The organism is Streptomyces sp. URMC 127, assembly GCF_051386535.1.
GTDB lineage: Bacteria > Actinomycetota > Actinomycetes > Streptomycetales > Streptomycetaceae > Streptomyces.
Genome location: NZ_JBPQTW010000151.1, coordinates 1 through 16,670, shown reverse-complemented (window position 1 = coordinate 16,670; position 16,670 = coordinate 1). Strand labels below are relative to the sequence as shown.

The 16,670-nt window shown below is 72.9% G+C and carries 20 protein-coding genes and 4 tRNA genes; 7 read left to right on the top strand and 17 right to left on the bottom strand.

Translation table 11 applies throughout. The features are described from left to right. Positions 1-1,047: DAK2 domain-containing protein (locus ACSNOH_RS24955; RefSeq protein ID WP_436723665.1), on the bottom strand; the 1,047-nt coding region annotated here is incomplete at its 3' end. Positions 1,048-1,338: 291 nt separating this feature from the next. Between ACSNOH_RS24955 and rpmB the strand changes: the two genes are divergently transcribed. Continuing rightward, a complete protein-coding gene (rpmB, locus tag ACSNOH_RS24950) occupies positions 1,339-1,524 on the top strand; it encodes a 50S ribosomal protein L28 (protein WP_436723664.1) in 186 nt (61 codons plus the stop codon). A 212-nt stretch (positions 1,525-1,736) separates the two neighbouring features. On the opposite strand, the gene thiD is transcribed toward rpmB, so the two are convergent. Then, positions 1,737-2,528 (bottom strand): bifunctional hydroxymethylpyrimidine kinase/phosphomethylpyrimidine kinase, encoded by a 792-nt coding sequence (gene thiD, locus ACSNOH_RS24945; RefSeq protein ID WP_436723663.1) that lies wholly within the window; start codon positions 2,526-2,528, stop codon positions 1,737-1,739. Positions 2,529-2,699: 171 nt separating this feature from the next. Beyond that, a complete protein-coding gene (locus ACSNOH_RS24940; RefSeq protein WP_030369307.1) occupies positions 2,700-3,671 on the bottom strand; it encodes a thiamine-phosphate kinase in 972 nt (323 codons plus the stop codon). Between the two features lie 137 nt (positions 3,672-3,808). On the opposite strand from ACSNOH_RS24940, the gene ACSNOH_RS24935 reads away from it, so the two are divergent. Beyond that, positions 3,809-4,042, top strand: a complete 234-nt coding sequence (locus ACSNOH_RS24935) for an Lrp/AsnC family transcriptional regulator (RefSeq protein WP_030369306.1) — start codon at positions 3,809-3,811, stop codon at positions 4,040-4,042. A 20-nt stretch (positions 4,043-4,062) separates the two neighbouring features. Then, positions 4,063-4,566, top strand: a complete 504-nt coding sequence (locus ACSNOH_RS24930; protein WP_436723662.1) for a DUF3515 domain-containing protein — start codon at positions 4,063-4,065, stop codon at positions 4,564-4,566. Between the two features lie 19 nt (positions 4,567-4,585). Here ACSNOH_RS24930 and ACSNOH_RS24925 read toward each other — a convergent pair whose 3' ends face one another. From ACSNOH_RS24925 to ACSNOH_RS24915, 3 genes are read right to left on the bottom strand one after another with little or no spacing between them, the layout of a single operon-like run. Continuing rightward, positions 4,586-5,734, bottom strand: coding sequence for a D-alanine--D-alanine ligase family protein (locus tag ACSNOH_RS24925; protein ID WP_436723661.1), 1,149 nt, complete (start codon positions 5,732-5,734; stop codon positions 4,586-4,588). Between the two features lie 34 nt (positions 5,735-5,768). After that, entirely contained in the window at positions 5,769-6,770 is a 1,002-nt protein-coding gene (locus ACSNOH_RS24920; RefSeq protein ID WP_030369303.1) for an NAD(P)H-dependent glycerol-3-phosphate dehydrogenase, read from the bottom strand. Then, positions 6,767-7,516 (bottom strand): lysophospholipid acyltransferase family protein, encoded by a 750-nt coding sequence (locus tag ACSNOH_RS24915; RefSeq protein ID WP_436723660.1) that lies wholly within the window; start codon positions 7,514-7,516, stop codon positions 6,767-6,769. Before ACSNOH_RS24915 ends, ACSNOH_RS24920 begins: the two co-directional genes overlap by 4 nt. A 161-nt stretch (positions 7,517-7,677) precedes the next feature. On the opposite strand from ACSNOH_RS24915, the gene cofC reads away from it, so the two are divergent. Together cofC and ACSNOH_RS24905 are read left to right on the top strand one after the other, a co-directional pair. Beyond that, entirely contained in the window at positions 7,678-8,412 is a 735-nt protein-coding gene (gene cofC / locus ACSNOH_RS24910; RefSeq protein ID WP_436723666.1) for a 2-phospho-L-lactate guanylyltransferase, read from the top strand. A 9-nt stretch (positions 8,413-8,421) separates the two neighbouring features. Further along, positions 8,422-8,646 carry a hypothetical protein gene (locus ACSNOH_RS24905; protein WP_030369300.1) on the top strand — a complete coding sequence of 75 codons (225 nt, stop codon included), beginning with the start codon at positions 8,422-8,424 and terminating at the stop codon, positions 8,644-8,646. A 331-nt stretch (positions 8,647-8,977) separates the two neighbouring features. Here ACSNOH_RS24905 and ACSNOH_RS24900 read toward each other — a convergent pair whose 3' ends face one another. The 4 genes from ACSNOH_RS24900 to leuC all read right to left on the bottom strand — a co-directional run bounded on the left by ACSNOH_RS24900 (position 8,978) and on the right by leuC (position 12,280). Beyond that, a complete protein-coding gene (locus ACSNOH_RS24900; protein WP_436723659.1) occupies positions 8,978-9,688 on the bottom strand; it encodes an HU family DNA-binding protein in 711 nt (236 codons plus the stop codon). Positions 9,689-9,813: 125 nt separating this feature from the next. Further along, a complete protein-coding gene (locus ACSNOH_RS24895; protein WP_058046443.1) occupies positions 9,814-10,059 on the bottom strand; it encodes a hypothetical protein in 246 nt (81 codons plus the stop codon). A gap of 169 nt (positions 10,060-10,228) precedes the next feature. Then, positions 10,229-10,822: a 3-isopropylmalate dehydratase small subunit gene (gene leuD / locus ACSNOH_RS24890; protein ID WP_436723658.1), complete on the bottom strand. Its 594-nt coding sequence runs from the start codon at positions 10,820-10,822 to the stop codon at positions 10,229-10,231. A 6-nt stretch (positions 10,823-10,828) separates the two neighbouring features. Next, positions 10,829-12,280 carry a 3-isopropylmalate dehydratase large subunit gene (gene leuC, locus ACSNOH_RS24885; protein WP_436723657.1) on the bottom strand — a complete coding sequence of 484 codons (1,452 nt, stop codon included), beginning with the start codon at positions 12,278-12,280 and terminating at the stop codon, positions 10,829-10,831. A 127-nt stretch (positions 12,281-12,407) separates the two neighbouring features. Here leuC and ndgR point away from each other — a divergent pair, with 127 nt between their 5' ends. Beyond that, positions 12,408-13,136 (top strand): IclR family transcriptional regulator NdgR, encoded by a 729-nt coding sequence (gene ndgR, locus ACSNOH_RS24880; protein ID WP_030369295.1) that lies wholly within the window; start codon positions 12,408-12,410, stop codon positions 13,134-13,136. A 53-nt stretch (positions 13,137-13,189) separates the two neighbouring features. Here the strand turns inward: ndgR and ACSNOH_RS24875 are convergent, their stop codons facing one another. Continuing rightward, a complete protein-coding gene (locus ACSNOH_RS24875) occupies positions 13,190-13,693 on the bottom strand; it encodes a DUF4188 domain-containing protein (protein WP_436723656.1) in 504 nt (167 codons plus the stop codon). An 81-nt stretch (positions 13,694-13,774) separates the two neighbouring features. On the opposite strand from ACSNOH_RS24875, the gene ACSNOH_RS24870 reads away from it, so the two are divergent. Further along, positions 13,775-14,428, top strand: a complete 654-nt coding sequence (locus tag ACSNOH_RS24870) for a MerR family transcriptional regulator (RefSeq protein WP_436723655.1) — start codon at positions 13,775-13,777, stop codon at positions 14,426-14,428. Positions 14,429-14,529: 101 nt separating this feature from the next. Here the strand turns inward: ACSNOH_RS24870 and ACSNOH_RS24865 are convergent, their stop codons facing one another. The 6 genes from ACSNOH_RS24865 to ACSNOH_RS24840 all read right to left on the bottom strand — a co-directional run bounded on the left by ACSNOH_RS24865 (position 14,530) and on the right by ACSNOH_RS24840 (position 16,667). Then, positions 14,530-15,693: an anti-sigma factor RsbA family regulatory protein gene (locus tag ACSNOH_RS24865; RefSeq protein WP_436723654.1), complete on the bottom strand. Its 1,164-nt coding sequence runs from the start codon at positions 15,691-15,693 to the stop codon at positions 14,530-14,532. Continuing rightward, a complete protein-coding gene (locus ACSNOH_RS24860) occupies positions 15,683-16,024 on the bottom strand; it encodes an STAS domain-containing protein (protein ID WP_436723653.1) in 342 nt (113 codons plus the stop codon). Before ACSNOH_RS24860 ends, ACSNOH_RS24865 begins: the two co-directional genes overlap by 11 nt. A gap of 251 nt (positions 16,025-16,275) precedes the next feature. After that, positions 16,276-16,351, bottom strand: a tRNA-Glu gene (locus ACSNOH_RS24855). Positions 16,352-16,392: 41 nt separating this feature from the next. Beyond that, positions 16,393-16,464: transfer RNA gene (locus ACSNOH_RS24850), tRNA-Gln, on the bottom strand. An 18-nt stretch (positions 16,465-16,482) separates the two neighbouring features. Then, a tRNA-Glu gene (locus tag ACSNOH_RS24845) sits at positions 16,483-16,555 on the bottom strand. Positions 16,556-16,594: 39 nt separating this feature from the next. Then, positions 16,595-16,667: transfer RNA gene (locus ACSNOH_RS24840), tRNA-Glu, on the bottom strand. Between the last annotated feature and the right edge of the window lie 3 nt (positions 16,668-16,670).

The window sequence follows — 16,670 nt, the reverse complement described above, 5'->3', positions numbered from 1 at the left end:
GGCATGGGGCGGGGCCGCATGGGGCGGAGGCCCGGCATGAAGGGAAAGCCCGGCCTGGGGCGGAGGCTCGGCATGAAGCGGAAGTCCGGCCTGCGGCGGAGGCTCGGCATGAGGCGGAAGTCCGGCCTGGGGCGGAGTTCCGGCATGAGGCGGTGACTGGGGCCGGGCCCGCTCGGCTTGCTGCGGCGGGTACGGGGCGGCAGGGCGCGTCCACGCGCGCGTGCCGCGCGGGCCCCACGGGGCCGCCTCGCCGGACAGGGCCCGGGCGAGCGCGCCGAGCACCTCGACGAGGCCCAGGCCGCCGGAGTCGACGACTCCGGCCCGGCCGAGGGCGTCGAGCTGGCCGGGGGTCATCGCGAGGGCGGAGCGGGCGGCTTCGTCCGCGGCGCGGGCCACGGCGGCGCTGTCGCCCGGGGCGCCGGCGGCGGCGTCCGCCGCGGCGGCGGCGACGGTGAGGATCGTGCCTTCGACGGGGCGGGCGACGCCTTCGTAGGCGGACTCCACGGCCCGCCTCAGGGCGCGGCGCAGCTGTTCGGCACCGGGGTCGGCGAGGGGCCTCGTGCGGGCGCTGGCCGGGGGCATGAGGCCGCCCGTCATGCCGTTTACGCCCTCTTCGTTCTCTACGCCCCCTGCGCCCCCTGCACCCTCTGCGCTCCCTGCACCCTCTGCGCCCCCCGCCCCCTCTGCCGCCTCCGCGTTCGCAAGGTCTTCGACGTCCCGGGCCAGGACCTCCGCCATGCCCCGCAGCAGCTGCGCCAGGATCGTGCCGGAGTTGCCGCGCGCGCCTATGAGGGCGCCGTGCGCCATGGCGCGGACGGCGTCGGGGAGCGTGGGGCAGGAGGCGGGGCCCGCGGTGGCATGGCCGTCGAAGACCGCGTCGACGGCCCGGGCGGCCGACTCGACGGTCAGGTACAGGTTCGTGCCCGTGTCACCGTCCGGGACCGGGTAGACGTTGATGGCGTCGATCTCCTCGCGGGCCCGCCCCAGTGCGTCGAGGGCCAGCGCGCACCAGGTGCGTACCGCAGCGGCGTCGAGCGTGTGCGGCACGTGTGTCCTCCTCGGACTCCCTGGGGCTGTGGAACGGTGATCGCAGACTAGCCCCGGGGCGGGCCCCGGCGGGACGGCGGGCGGCCGGGGGGCGGGACGACGGGCCACAGCCCGGGCAGCCATGGTAGTTTCGTTGAACGGGAGCGGTCGTTGTATGCTGCTCCGGTTGCCTGATGAGAATCAGGACATCCCCCTGGTACTGCCGGTCACACCGATCTCGGCACGCAGGGATTTACCGTACGTGCCTGTTGTCCCCGCGTGAGCGGGGGTGACCCGTCTTTGGAGTAACCCGTGGCTGCCAACTGCGACGTCTGCGGCAAGGGGCCGGGCTTCGGCAACAACATCTCGCACTCGCACCGCCGTACCCCCCGTCGTTGGAACCCCAACATCCAGCGGGTGCGTGCTGTGGTCGGTGGGACGCCGAAGCGGCTCAACGTCTGCACCTCGTGCATCAAGGCCGACAAGGTCTCGCGCTAAGCGAGTGCTGTCCCCCGCGCGAGCGGGGGAAGCCGGTCTCGCTGTGACGTATGTCGTGGCGCAGCCCATCCGGTTGCCTTGAGAGCCGGTCCATCTTGCGATGGGCCGGCTTTTTGCCGTGTCTGTACGCGTACGGCGCGGCCGCCCCATGCGGCTGGTCGCGTGCCGGTCGTGTGCCGGTCCTGTTTGCCGTTCAGCGCCGGCTTGAGCCCCTACGAGCGCCAGAACCACGCGTGGTCGACGGGGCCGATGCCCTCCCCCAGGGGGAAGCCCGCCGCGATGGCGCCCGTCACGTAGTCCTTGGCCTCCGCCACGGCCTCGGGCACCGGCCGCCCCTTGGCCAGGCCGGAGGCGATCGCGCTCGCAAGGGTGCAGCCGGTCCCGTGCGTGTGGCGGTTGTCGTGGCGCGGGGCGCGCAGCCAGTGTTCCTCGCTGCCGTCGGTGAGGAGGTCCACGGCGTCGCCCTCCAGGTGGCCGCCCTTGATGAGCGCCCACCGCGGCCCGTACGACAGGACGGCGTCCGCCGCGCGCCTCATGCCCTCCTCCGAGGTGACCCGCAGCCCCGTCAGCCAGGCGACCTCGTCGAGGTTGGGGGTGGCGACCGTGGCGGCCGGCAGCAGCTTCGTGCGGACCGCGTCCAGGGCGGAGGCGGCGAGCAGTGCGTCGCCGTGCTTGGAGATGCCCACGGGGTCGACGACGACGGGGGCGTCGGTGCCCGCGAGGAGTTCGGCGACGGTCCGCACGAGTCCGGCGGAGGCGAGCATGCCGGTCTTGACGGCCTGGACGCCGATGTCGTCGACGACGCTGCGGTACTGGGCCCGTACGGCTTCGGGGGGCAGTTCCCAGGCGCCCTGCACGCCGCGGGAGTTCTGCGCGGTCACGGCCGTGAGCACGCTCATGCCGTGCACGCCCAGGGCGAGCATGGTCTTGAGGTCGGCCTGGATGCCCGCGCCGCCGCCGGAGTCGGATCCGGCGACGGTCAGCACGCGTGGGGGTATCGGCATGGGGCCGAATCTACAAGCGCCGCCCCGTGCGACCGGCACCGCCCCATGCGGCCGGTGCCCCATGCGGCCGGCATCGCGCCGCCTCATGCGGCCCGCACCGCCCCACGCGCCCAGCGCCCCATGCGGCCGCCACCGCGCCGCCCCGTGCGGCCCGCCGGGCCCCCTCTCCCGCTACTCCCCCGGCTCCAGGTCGCCGAAGTGGTCCCAGCCGCTGGTCTTGTCCCACGGGGCGCCGTCCACCGTCACCTGAGGCAGCGCCGAGGGGCTGACGACCTCGCCGATGACCTTCCAGCGGGCGGGCAGCTTCACGTCCGGCGGGAAGGTCGCGACGATCGCGTGGTCCTCTCCCCCGGTCAGCACCCACTGCAGCGGGTCGACGCCGACGGCCTGCCCGATGTCCGACATCTGCGTGGGCACGTCGATGGCCGCCGTCCGCAGGTCGATGCGGACCTTGCTGGCCTCGGCGATGTGCCCGAGGTCGGCGACGAGGCCGTCGCTGACGTCCGTCATCGCGGTGGCGCCGAGGCTCGCCGCGGCCGGACCGGCGTGGTACGGGGGCTCGGGGCGCCGGTGGGCCTCCACGAAGGCGCGGGGCGAGCGGAAGCCGCGGGCGAGGACCGCGAGGCCCGCGGCGGACCAGCCGAGCCAGCCGGTCACGGCGACGACGTCGCCGGGCTGGGCGCCGGAGCGGGTGACCGGCTCGTGGTTGCGCAGGTCGCCGAGGGCCGTGATGGCGACGGTGATGGTGTCGCCGCGGACCACGTCGCCGCCGACGACGGCCGCGCCGGCGACCTGGCACTCGTCGCGGATGCCGTCCATCAGCTCGGTCGGCCAGGTGGCGGGGAGTTCGGCGGGGACGACCAGGCCGAGCAGGATCGCGGTGGGCACGGCGCCCATGGCCGCGATGTCGGCGAGGTTCTGCGCGGCGGCCTTGCGCCCGACGTCGTAGGCGGTCGACCAGTCGCGGCGGAAGTGCCGCCCTTCCAGAAGCACATCCGTACTGGCCACGACCCTGCGGTCGGGCGCAGCCACCACCGCGGCGTCGTCACCCGGCCCGAGCCGGACCGCAGGGGTGGTGGTGAGCCGGGAAGTAAGCTCTCTGATGAGCCCGAACTCCCCCAACTCGCCCACGGTGCCTTTCACTGAGCTCCTCCTAGGAGTATCGGTTGTGACGTACGCCGCGCCGCGCAGGCAGCGCGGGTCTCCCCGCGCCGTGCGGCGACGCGGTACCGTGGCGTCTCTTCTCCCCACATGATCCTCGTAGCCGCCCTGGAGGTTCCGTGGTACAGGCGTACATCCTGATCCAGACCGAGGTCGGCAAGGCGTCGACCGTGGCCGAAGTCATCTCGAAGATCTCGGGGGTGATCCAGGCTGAGGACGTGACCGGGCCGTACGACGTGATCGTGCGCGCCCAGGCCGAGACCGTGGACGAGCTCGGCCGCATGGTGGTGGCCAGGATCCAGGCCGTGGAGGGCATCACCCGCACACTGACCTGCCCGGTCGTCCATCTCTAGGTCCCCCGTATGCTCGGCCGGTGAAGTCTTTCCTCCGCCGGCCCTTCCGCCTGCCCGCTGTCGTCGTGCTGTGCGCGGCCGCCGGCTGCTCGCCGGCGGGCGGCACGGAGGGCCCTTCCGTCCCCACGCCGTCGGCGCGGGCCGCGGGGCTCTGCCGGGCGCTGCACAAGGAGCTGCCGAAGACCGTGGACGGGAAGCGGCGGCGCACCGCCGATCCCGTCTCGGACTTCACCGCAGTGTGGGGTGATCCCGCGATCGCCCTGCGCTGCGGGGTGGAGCGTCCCGAGATCATCAAGCCCGGTTCCGAACACTACAACCCCGCCGCGGACTCGGTGGAGATCGACGGTGTGGACTGGCTGCCGGAGCGGCAGCCGGACGGCAGCGTCCGCTGCACGACCACCCTGCGGGAGGCGTTCGTGGAGGTGACGCTGCCGAAGCAGGTCGTCGGCGGGGCCGGCGATCTCGGTGCGCTCACCGATCTCGCCGGCGCCGTCGCGAAGACGATCCCGGTGGGGGTCGTCTAGCGCGGTCCGTCCGCGGGGGCTAGCGCAGGCCGGTCGGCCGGCGCAGCGCCGCCTGGACGAGGCGGTCGATCAGCTCGGTGTAGCCGACGCCGCTCTCCTGCCACATGCGCGGGTACATGGAGATCGGCGTGAAGCCCGGCAGGGTGTTGATCTCGTTGATGACGAACTCGCCGTCCTCGGTGAGGAAGAAGTCGGCGCGCACGAGGCCCTCGCACGAGGCGGCGTCGAAGGCGCGGATCGCGAGCTCCTGCACCCGTGCCGTCTCCTGCGGCGTCAGCGGCGCGGGGACGAGGCCGGCGGCGGAGTCGATGTACTTCGCCTCGAAGTCGTAGAAGTCGTGGGCGGTGACCGGCGGGATCTCGGCGGGGACGCTGGCGCGCGGCCCGTCCTCGAACTCCAGGACGCCGCACTCGATCTCCCGGCCGCGCAGCAGCGACTCGACGAGGATCTTCGGGTCGTGGCGGCGGGCCTCGGCGACGGCGTCGTCCAGGCCGGAGACGTCGTCGACCTTGGTGATGCCCATGGAGGAGCCGGCGCGGGCGGGCTTGATGAAGACGGGCCAGCCGTGCTCGCCGGCGAAGTCGACGATCTTCTTGCGGGCGGCGGCCGGGTCGGTGTCCCACTCGCGGGGGCGGATGACCTCGTACGGGCCGACGGGCAGGCCGAAGGAGACGAAGACGCGCTTCATGTACTCCTTGTCCTGGCCGACGGCCGAGGCGAGCACACCGGCGCCCACGTAGGGGATGCCGGAGAGCTCCAGCATGCCCTGGAGGGTGCCGTCCTCCCCGTAGGGGCCGTGCAGCACGGGGAAGACCACGTCGACCTCGCCCAGGGCCTTGGGCACGGCGCCCGGCTCGGTGTAGACGACCTCGCGGTCGGAGGGGTCGACCGGCAGGACGACGGTGCCGTCGGGCGACTGGGCGAGGTCCGCGACGCTCGGCAGCGTGCGGCCGGTGATGGCCATGCGCTCGGGGTCGTCCGCGGTGAGCGCCCAACGGCCGTCGGTGGTGATGCCGATCGGCAGCACGTCGTACTTCGTGCGGTCGATGGCGCGCAGCACGGCGCCGGCGGTGACCACGGAGATGGCGTGCTCGGAACTGCGGCCGCCGAAGACGACCGCCACACGCGGCTTCCGGCCAGGGCTCTGGGGGGTGATCTCGCTGCTCATATCGCGACGAGAGTACCTCGTGGTGGGGGCAGCGTCAGTGCCGCTCGGGCTTGGCGCTGCGCGACATCAGCTCCTTGAGGGCGACGAGCGGCGGCTTGCCCTCGTGCACGATCTCCACGACGGTCTCCGTGATCGGCATGTCGACGCCGTGGCGGCGCGCCAGATCGAGCACCGACTCGCAGGACTTGACGCCCTCGGCGGTCTGCTTGGTGACGGCCACGGTCTCGGCGAGGGTCATGCCGCGGCCGAGACTCGCGCCGAAGGTGCGGTTGCGGGAGAGCGGCGAGGCGCAGGTGGCGACGAGGTCCCCCATGCCGGCGAGGCCGGCGAAGGTGTGCGCGTCGGCGCCCATGGCGAGGCCCAGGCGGGTGGTCTCGGCCAGGCCGCGGGTGATGAGGGAGGCCTTGGCGTTGTCGCCGAGCCCCATGCCGTCGGCGATGCCGACGGCGAGGGCGATGACGTTCTTGACGGCGCCGCCGAGTTCGCAGCCGACGACGTCGGTGTTGGTGTACGGGCGGAAGTAGGCGGTGTGGCAGGCGGCCTGGAGCCGCTTGGCCACGGACTCGTCGCGGCAGGCGACGACGGCGGCGGCGGGCTGCCGGGCGGCGATCTCCTTGGCGAGGTTGGGGCCGGTCAGGACGGCGACCTGGTCGGCGGAGACCTTGGCGACCTCCTCGACGACCTCGCTCATGCGCTTGGCGGTGCCGAGCTCGATGCCCTTCATGAGGGAGACGAGGACGGTGTCGGCGGGCAGCAGGGGCGCCCACTCGGTGAGGTTGCCGCGCAGGGTCTGGGAGGGGACGGCGAGGACGGTGAAGGCGGCGCCCCGTGCGGCCTCGGCGGGGTCGGTGGTGGCCCGCACGGAGGGCGGGAGCTCGGTGCCGGGGAGGTAGTCGGGGTTGGTGCGGGTGGTGTTGATCGCCTCCACGACGGCGGCGCGGCGGCCCCACATGGTGACCTCGCAGCCGGCGTCCGCGAGGATCATGGCGAAGGCGGTTCCCCAGGAACCGGTGCCGTAGACGGCGCAGCGCGTCACTTGTCGTCCTCCTGGGCCTTGCGGCGGGCCGCGGCGCGGGCCTTTTTCGGGTTGTACGGCTCGGCGGGGGCCGGCTCGCCGCGCAGTTCGGCGAGGAGGGCGGTGATGGCCGTCATGATGTCCTCGGTCGCGGCGCGCAGGACGTCCGCGGTGGGCTCCTTGCCGTAGTACGCGGAGAGGTCGACGGGCGGGCCGGCCATCACCTTGAGGGTCTTGCGGGGGAAGAGCCGGAGCTTCTTCTCCTTGGCGTACGGCGGCATGGCCTCGTTGGCGCCCCACTGGGCGACGGGGATGACCGGGGCCCGGGTGAGCAGGGCGACGCGGGCGGCGCCGGTCTTGCCCTCCATGGGCCACATGTCGGGGTCGCGGGTGAGGGTGCCCTCGGGGTAGAAGGCCACGCACTCGCCCTTGTTGATGGCCTCGACGGCGGCCTTGAAGGCGGCCGCGGCGTCGGCCGACTCGCGGTAGACGGGGATCTGCCCCGTGCCACGCAGGACGGCGCCGACGAAGCTGCCCTTGAACAGGGCGGCCTTGGCGAGGAAGCGGGGGACACGCCCGGTGTTGTACTGGTAGTGGGCGTAGGAGAGCGGGTCGAGATAAGAGTTGTGGTTGACGGCGGTGATAAAACCGCCGTCGGCGGGAATGTGCTCCATTCCTCGCCAGTCCCGCTTGAACAGAACCACGAGCGGCGGTTTTGCCAACACCGCCGTAAAGCGGTACCAGAAGCCGATTCTGTGGCGGGACACTCGGACACCCTTCTCTTGGGACCTGGACTCTGTGCTGAACCCGGAGGCCGCACAAGTGTCGCCCCAGGTCCCCGGTCTGTCGAGAACACCGTAACCCCGCGCCCCGTGGGCGGCTGCGGCAGCGGGTGACAATGAGGCTGTTGCGAAGACAGGGGGCGGATGTGGTGTGGACACTGGTGGTGCCGGTGAAGCCGCTGGCCCTGGCCAAGAGCCGTCTCGGCAGAGCGGCCGGGGAGGGCGCGCGGGCCGGCCTCGCGCTGGCGTTCGCGGTGGACACGGTGGCCGCGGCGCTGGCCTGTGCGGCGGTACGGGATGTGGTGGTCGTCACGGGCGATCCGCTGGCGGGGGCCGAGCTGGCCGCTCTCGGGGCGCGCGTCGTGGCCGAACCCGGGGGGCCGGGCGGCCTGAACGGCGCCCTTGCGCACGGGGCGCGGAACGTGCGGAACGGGCGGCCGGACGCCGCGGTGGCGACGCTGAACGCGGACCTTCCCGCGCTGCGCCCGGCGGAACTGGCCCGGGTGCTCGATTCCGCAGCGGAATTCCCGCGCGCTTTTCTCGCGGACGCAGCGGGAATCGGAACGACGCTGCTGACGGCGGCGCCGGGAATGGAATTGGCGCCGGCGTTCGAAGGACATTCGCGCGCTCGGCACCGCGGTTCGGGGGCCCGTGAGATCGGGCTGGCGGGGGTGGATTCCGTGCGCCGGGACGTGGACACGGAAGAGGATTTGCGGGCCGCGCTGGCGCTCGGCGTGGGGCCCCGTACGGCTGCTGCCGTGGGGGCGCACGCGGGGGCGCCCGGCGGATACGGTGCCCGCCCCGTGCGGCAGGGCCCCGCGGGCGGCGCGCGGCCGCACGGGGCGGCCGCGGCGGAACGCTCCGCCCCGCGCGCCGACTAGGCTGCCGGTATGCAGGCCACCGCGTACACCTTCGACCCTCAGACGCGCTCCGGGAGCGTCCTCCTGGACGACGGCACCCCGCTGCCCTTCGACGCCGCCGCGTTCGACGCGGGGGGCCTGCGCCTGCTGCGGCCGGGCCAGCGGGTGCGCATCGAGTGCACGGGGCCGGCCGCCGGCGCGGAGGGGGCCCCTGAGGGCCGCCGCGTGACGCTGGTGACGCTGCAGACGTTCTGACGGGGCATCCCGCCGAGGAAAGACACCTCTGAGCCGGACGGCGCCGCATGGGGCGGGCTTCCGGAGCTGCACGAGGCGGAGCTGCGCAACCGCATGAGGCGGGCAGACCCCGTATCCGCATAAGGCGGGCAGCCTCCATGTCCGCATGAGGCGGCGGGCAGGCTCCGTAGCCGCATGAGGCGGGCAGGCTCCGCAGGCGCATGAGGCGGCGGGCGGGCTCCCGGCGCCTCATGCGGCGGGGCTCCTCGCGTGCCGGCACCGGGCCGTACACACACCGCGGGCCGGGCTCCCCGAGGGGAGCCCGCCCCGGCGCGTGACGCCGTTCGCCGCCTTACTTCTTGGCAGCGGTCTTCTTGGCGGTGGTCTTGCGCGCGGTGGTCTTGCGCGTCGTGGCCTTGGTCGCCGTGGCCTTCTTGGCGGGGGCGGTCTTCTTCGCGGCGGCCTTCTTGGCGGTGGCGGCCGTGGTGGCCTTCTTCGCCGGGGCGGCCTTCTTCGCCGTCGTCTTCTTCGCGGCGGCCGTGGTCTTCTTGGCCGGCGTCGCCTTCTTCGCCGCCGTCGCCTTCTTGGCGGTGGTGGCGGTGGTGGCCTTCTTCGCCGTGGTCTTCTTCGCGGCGGTCTTCTTGGCGGCGGCCGTCGTGGCCTTCTTCGCCGGGGCGGCCTTCTTGGCGGTGGCCTTCTTGGCCGCGGCCTTGGTGGTGGCCTTGCCGCCCGAAAGGCTGCCCTTGGGCGCCTTCTTGACGGAGACCTCGCCGCCCTTCGGCAGCTTCTTCGAGCCGCTCACCAGGTCCTTGAAGCCCTGGCCCGCGCGGAAGCGCGGCACCGAGGTCTTCTTGACCCGCACGCGCTCACCCGTCTGCGGGTTGCGGGCGTAACGGGCCGGGCGGTCGACCTTCTCGAACGAGCCGAAGCCGGTGACCGACACCCGGTCACCCGCGACCACTGCACGGACGATCGCATCGAGCACCGCGTCAACGGCGTCTGCGGCCTGCTGACGGCCGCCGAGCTTGTCGGCAATCGCTTCAACGAGCTGCGCCTTGTTCACGTCTTCCCCTTCGGAGACATTGCTGGAACGAATGCGCTCCAGCCTTTTCGCACGTTAGGCAGATATATACCGCAAATCAAACACGAAACGGTCTAATCACCCTTGTGCCGCAACGAACTCGACCATCACGGAGTTCCGTCACGGTCGGGCTCTTCGGGGAAACGGCCCTCGTCGAGGTCGTTCATCAGCCGGTCCAGACGCATTGCGGCGCCTGAGAGATCGTGCTTCGCCGCGGCCGTGATGGCCAGCAGCTTCCGGGACAGCGCCATCCGTACGCCCTCCGGGACTTGCAGTGCGCGCACCCGGGAGTGCGCTTCCTTGAGCCGGTCCGCAACGAGCCGGTAAAGCTCGAGTTGGCTGTCGCGTTCCATGCACCGATTGTGCCATCTGAGGCGAGTTGTCGCTTCACAGGGCCTCAACAGAGCGATGCGCCCCCTGTCCGAAGACAGGGGGCGCATCATGCCAAACGCTTGGTGAGCAGCGAAAATCCGGGGTCCTCCGAGCGCCCTTCCGGGCGGCCCGAGGGGCGCGAAATCCGTGTCAGATCCGGGCCGTGGAGGGCTTGAAGGAGGGCCTTCCGGCCTCGAAGGCGGTGATGTCGGCCTCGTGCCGGAGGGTCAGCCCGATGTCGTCCAGCCCCTCCAGCAGACGCCACCGGGCGTTCTCGTCAAGGTCGAAACCGGCCGTGATGCCCTCGGCCCGGACCTGGCGGGCGACGAGGTCGACGGTCACCTCGGCGGCGGGGTCGGCCTCGGTCAGCTCCCAGAGGGCGTCGACGGTCTCCTGGGGCAGGACGACGGTCAGCAGACCGTTCTTGAGCGAGTTGCCGCGGAAGATGTCGGCGAAGCGCGCGGAGACGACCGCCTTGAAGCCGTAGTTCTGCAGCGCCCAGACGGCGTGCTCGCGGGAGGAGCCGGTGCCGAAGTCCGGGCCGGCCACCAGGACGCTGGCCCCGCGGCGCTCGGGGCGGTTCAGCACGAAGTCGGGGTCCTTGCGCCAGGCCTCGAACAGGCCGTCCTCGAATCCGTCGCGGGTGACCTTCTTGAGCCAGTGCGCGGGGATGATCTGGTCGGTGTCGACGTTGCTGCGGCGCAGCGGTACGGCACGGCCGGTGTGGGTGGTGAAAGCTTCCATGACGGTTCAGGCCCCCAGGGGAGTGCGGACGTCGGACGCGCCGGCGTGGCCGGACGGTGCGGGCAGGTCGGCCGGGGAGGCCAGCCGGCCCAGCACGGCGGTGGCGGCGGCCACCTGGGGCGAGACCAGGTGCGTGCGGCCGCCCTTGCCCTGCCTGCCCTCGAAGTTGCGGTTGGAGGTCGACGCGGACCTCTCGCCCGGCGCGAGTTGGTCGGGGTTCATGCCGAGGCACATCGAACAGCCCGCGTGGCGCCACTCGGCACCGGCCGCGGTGAAGACCTTGTCCAGCCCCTCGTCGACGGCCTGCAGGGACACCCGTACGGAGCCGGGGACGACCAGCATGCGGATGCCGTCGGCGATCCGGCGGCCCTCCAGGACGGCGGCCGCGGCGCGCAGGTCCTCGATCCGGCCGTTGGTGCACGAGCCCACGAAGACGGTGTCGACGCGGATGTCGCGCAGTGGCTGACCCGCCGTCAGCCCCATGTATTCCAGGGCCTTTTCGGCGGCGAGGCGGTCGGAGGGATCGGCGTACGCGGCGGGGTCGGGGACGGTGGCGGACAGGGGGGCGCCCTGCCCCGGGTTGGTGCCCCAGGTGACGAACGGGGAGAGCTCGGCGGCGTCGATGACGACCTCGTGGTCGAAGACGGCGTCGTCGTCGGTGCGCAGGGTGCGCCAGTAGGCGACGGCGGCGTCCCAGTCGTCTCCCTGGGGCGCGTGGGGCCGGCCCTTGAGGTAGGCGAAGGTGGTCTCGTCGGGCGCGATCATGCCGGCCCGCGCGCCCGCCTCGATGGACATGTTGCACACGGTCATCCGCGCCTCCATCGAGAGCTTCTCGATGGCCGTGCCGCGGTACTCGATGACGTAGCCCTGGCCGCCGCCGGTGCCGATGCGGGCGATGACGGCGAGGATCAGGTCCTTGGCGGTGACGCCCTCGGGCAGTTCGCCGTCGACGGTGACCGCCATGGTGCGGAACGGGGCCAGCGGCAGCGTCTGGGTCGCCAGGACGTGCTCGACCTGGCTGGTGCCGATGCCGAACGCCAGCGCGCCGAAGGCGCCGTGGGTGGAGGTGTGGCTGTCGCCGCAGACCACGGTGGTGCCGGGCTGGGTCAGTCCCAGCTGCGGTCCCACTACGTGGACGACACCCTGTTCGACGTCGCCCAGCGGGTGCAGCCGGACGCCGAACTCGGCGCAGTTCTTGCGCAGCGTCTCCAGCTGCGTGCGCGAGACCGGGTCGGCGATGGGCTTGTCGATGTCGAGGGTCGGGGTGTTGTGGTCCTCGGTGGCGATGGTGAGGTCCAGGCGCCGCACGGGGCGGCCCGCCTTGCGGAGGCCGTCGAAGGCCTGCGGGCTGGTGACCTCGTGGAGCAGGTGCAGGTCGATGTAGAGCAGGTCGGGCTCGCCTTCGGCGCGCCTGACGACATGGTCGTCCCAGACCTTCTCTGCGAGTGTGCGTCCCATCGCTGTCCCTCCGGCCGGCGTCGTCGCCGGTCACATTCCTGTGGCTGTGGGTGCTCTCCGTCCAGGTTGAGGCTTCTCCGGGAAATTTGAACTTGCGTTTCACAGTGTGAGACGCAAGTATCGTTGCATGGACAACACTGGTGGCGCCTCGAGCGGCGTGGGAGTACTCGACAAGGCGGCTCTGGTGCTGAGCGCGCTGGAGTCCGGGCCGGCGACCCTGGCGGGGCTCGTGACGGCCACGGGCCTGGCGCGCCCGACGGCGCACCGGCTGGCGGTGGCGCTGGAGCACCACCGGATGGTGGCGCGGGACATGCAGGGCCGGTTCATCCTCGGGCCGCGGCTGAGCGAGCTCGCGGCCGCGGCGGGCGAGGACCGGCTCCTGGCTACGGCGGGCCCGGTGCTCACCCACCTGCGGGACGTGACGGGCGAGAGCGCGCAGCTCTACCGCCGCCAGGGCGACATGCGCATCTGCGTGGCGGCGGCGGAGCGGCTGTCCGGCCTGCGGGACACGGTGCCGGTGGGCTCCACGCTGCCCATGAAGGCCGGCTCGGCCGCCCAGGTGCTGATGGCCTGGGAGGAGCCGGAGCGGCTGCACCGCGGCCTGCAGGGGGCCCGCTTCACGGCGACGGCGCTCTCGGGCGTGCGGCGCCGCGGCTGGGCGCAGTCGATCGGCGAGCGCGAGCCGGGCGTCGCCTCGGTGTCCGCCCCTGTGCGCGGGCCGTCCAACCGCGTGGTCGCCGCCGTCTCGGTCTCCGGGCCGATCGAGCGCCTCACGCGCCACCCGGGCCGCATGCACGCCCAGGCGGTGCTGGATGCGGCGATGCGCCTCACGGAGGCTCTGCGCCGCAACGGCTGACCGGGGCGGGAAGCGGGGCGGGCGCTCGACGCGTCCGCCCCTCCCCGCCCGGTTCAGGCGCCCGGCTCGCTCCCCGTGCTTGCGAACCGCTGTGCCGCGCGTTCGCCGCGGCGGGCCACGGGCTCGACGCCGAAGGCCTTGCCGAGGCCCTGCGCCGGCATGCCGGAGTAGATCGATTCGTACGACCCGGCCGGCACGACATACGTCTCGTGCCAGATGCCGACCTTCCCCTCGCTGCCCCGTGCGCGGCGGTTGAACGCCGCCCACGCGGGGCGGTGCTCTTTGCTCGCGTCCGCGGCATAGGCGAGCAGCTTCTCGCGCGATTCCCAGTACTGGACGACGGTGCGGTCCCTCGGCCCGCCCGCGAGCAACTGGTGGCCCAGCAGTCCGCTGTCCTTGTCGCGCGCGAGCTCCTTGAGCATGCGCGGCATTGCGCGGAGGACGGGCAGCCAGTGGCGCACCGCCCGCCAGCTGTTGATCCGCATCCCGATCAGGAAGACGACGACTTCGCCGTCGGCCGCCGCGGTGACCCGCTCCGGAATCGGCTGTGCACTCATGACAACTCCCCCGCCACTCGTTGGATAGCGTCGCTATCCATGCTTGGATAGTGCCACTCACCAAGGAAAGGCGCAAGGGATATGCGACTGGCGGAACTGAGCGAGCGCAGTGGCGTATCCACCGCCACGATCAAGTACTACTTGCGCGAGGGGCTCCTGCAGCCAGGCCGCAGGGTCTCCGCCACGCAGGCCGAGTACGACGACGGGCACGTCCGCCGGTTGCGCCTCGTGCGGGCCCTCATCCAGGTGGGCAAGATGCCGGTGGCCACCGCGCGCGAGGTGATCGCCGCGGCCGAGGACGAGTCCCTCGACCACCATGTGAGACTGGGCGCGGCCACGCGGGCGCTGCCGGCCGGACCGGAGCCGGCCGGGGACGATCCCGAGACCGCTGCGGCGGGCCGCACGGTGAACGCGCTGCTGCAGCACATCGGCTGGCGGCACGACCGGGAGCTCGGTGAGTTCTACCCCGCCTACCGCACGCTGGTCGCGGCGGTCGCCGCGCTCCGGCGCCTCGGCTACCCCTGCGGCGTCGCCCACCTGCTGCCGTACGCACGGCTCGCCGCGCAGCTGGCGGTCACGGACCTGGACCTGGTCGAGGAGCAGCCCACGGAGACCGGGCAGATCGAGGCGGCCGTCGCCCTGACCGTCCTTTACGAGCCGGTGCTGCTGAGCCTGCGCCGCCTCGCGCACGCCGAGGAGTCCGCCCGGCGCTTCAGGGGCGACGAGAGGGCATGAGGCCGCGGCGCGCAGGGCTCTCCGCGCCCCTCAGGCGGCCCAAGGCGCCCGGCCCCGGCCCCTGAGAGCCCATGAGGCGGGCGGTCTCCCGCCCCGTGGGGTCACAGCCGCTCCGCGTCCCCCGGCCCCGCGATTCTCAGAGTGAGGACGGTTTCCGGGCCCCGTGCGTAGACCTCCAGGGAGTCCCCGAGGGTGCGGGCGAGCCAGAGGCCGTCCTCCGCCCCGTGCGTCTCGCCGGGCGGCGCGGGCGGCCGGTAACCCGCGAAGGGCGGGACCGCGGCGTCCGGCCCCATGCGGCCGCCGCCAAGCCCCATGCGGCCCCCATCGTCCGGCCCCATGCGGCCCCCAGCCGGCTCCCCGCGGCCGTCCCCCGGCTCCCGGCGCCGCAGCTCGCACACCACCGCCCCCGGTTCCTCCCAGGCGCACAGCGTGACCAGCGCGCCCTCCCGGGCCAGGAGGTACGCGGCGGCCTCATGCGCGGCCAGCTCGGCCAGGGAGAGCCGGTCGCCCGTCAGGCCCGCGGCCGCGGCGCGCTCACGGGCCGCACGGCGCAGGACCGCGGCGTCGCCCGTGGGCCCCGCACGGAGGGCCCGTGGCGGCGCGCATGAGGCGGCGGCAAGCCCCTCCGCCGTCACCCCCGCCGCATACACCGCAGGGTCCGTGTAGGACGCGCACGGGGCCTGCCGCCGGCCGTCCAGGCGGACGGGATGGGTGGCCACCGCCGCCTCCGCGACGTCGCCGGGGACGACGCGGGTGTCGTAGGGGCAGACCATCCACAGGGGCAGCCCCGCGAGGAGCACGTTGAGCCCGGACTCCATGCGTTTCCACTCCGCGATCTGGCGTGCGGAGCGGCCGGCCCACAGCGGTTCGGCGATCACGCGTGTGCGCCGGCCGGGGCGGGTGCGCCGCTCGTGGTAGCGCAGGAAGGCGGAGACCCGGTCGACGGGGCGGCGGCCGAAGTAGGCGGTCTCCGCCGTGTCGAGGTGGTGGGCGCTCTCCCCCAGGGCCTCCCGCAGCAGCTCGATGTTGGCGGGCGTGGTGGCGGCGAGGACGGGTTCGCCGGCCGCGAGCCCGTCCCGTACGAAGGGCACCGCCATCGCCAGGAACTCCGCGTCCGAGGCGTACAGGCAGGCATGGTGAACGAACCCGGCGGACCCGACGGCCCCGGCGGTCCCTGCAGACCCGGCGGACCCTGCGGACCCGACGGTCCCGGCGGCCCCTGCAGACCCTGCAGACCCGGCCGACCCCGCGCGCTCAGCAGCCATGGGCGGCCCCCAGCCGCAGGCCCGGCGTGGTGTCCCAGCCGATGAGGGTGATGACCTGCAGCAGGTGGGGCGGCACTCCGGCGAGCTCCACGGTGCAGTGGCGCGCGGCACGGGCGCGGGCGAAGGTCATGAGCAGCCGCAGCCCGGCGAGGTCCAGGAACTCGACGCGGGACATCTCCAGGCGCAGGTCGCCGCGGACGGAGGCCACCGACTGCAGGGCCTCCCTGAGGTGGCGGTGCGTACCGGCGTCGACCACTCCCTCGATCCGCAGTCCCGGCGGGCTGACGGTGGCGACGACGGTCAGTGCGGCCGTGCGGACGAGAGGATCCACTTCGACGCTCCTGGAATGGGCCGCTGCGGGGGCGTCCGGCGCGGCGGGCTCTCGGCGGCGGATGTCGTGGCGGTGCAGCTCCGGCGCCCCACCGGCCCCCGAACTCCGCGGCGGGCAGGGCTTCGTGGCGCGGCGGGGCCGGCAGCGGCCGCCGCGGGGATGGGCCATGGGGGGATTATCGGGCCGGGCCGGGGCGCGCGGAAGGCCGCATGAAAAAATGCCCCCCGCCTATGCGGGAGGCATTCTCTCTGTGGTACCCCCGACCGGATTCGAACCGGCGCTACCGCCTTGAGAGGGCGGCGTGCTAGGCCGCTACACAACGGGGGCTTGCTTTTGTTTTGCTCTGCAGACTCAAAAAGCAATCTGCGCTGGGCTACCAGGACTCGAACCTAGACTAAATGAACCAGAATCACTCGTGCTGCCAATTACACCATAGCCCATGGTGGTTTTATAACCAGTACCCCCGACCGGATTCGAACCGGCGCTACCGCCTTGAGAGGGCGGCGTGCTAGGCCGCTACACAACGGGGGCCCTAGCGATCTCCTTCAGGTCCCCCTGAGTGGAAATCAGTACCCCCGACCGGATTCGAACCGGCGCTACCGCCTTGAGAGGGCGGCGTGCTAGGCCGCTACACAACGGGGGCTTG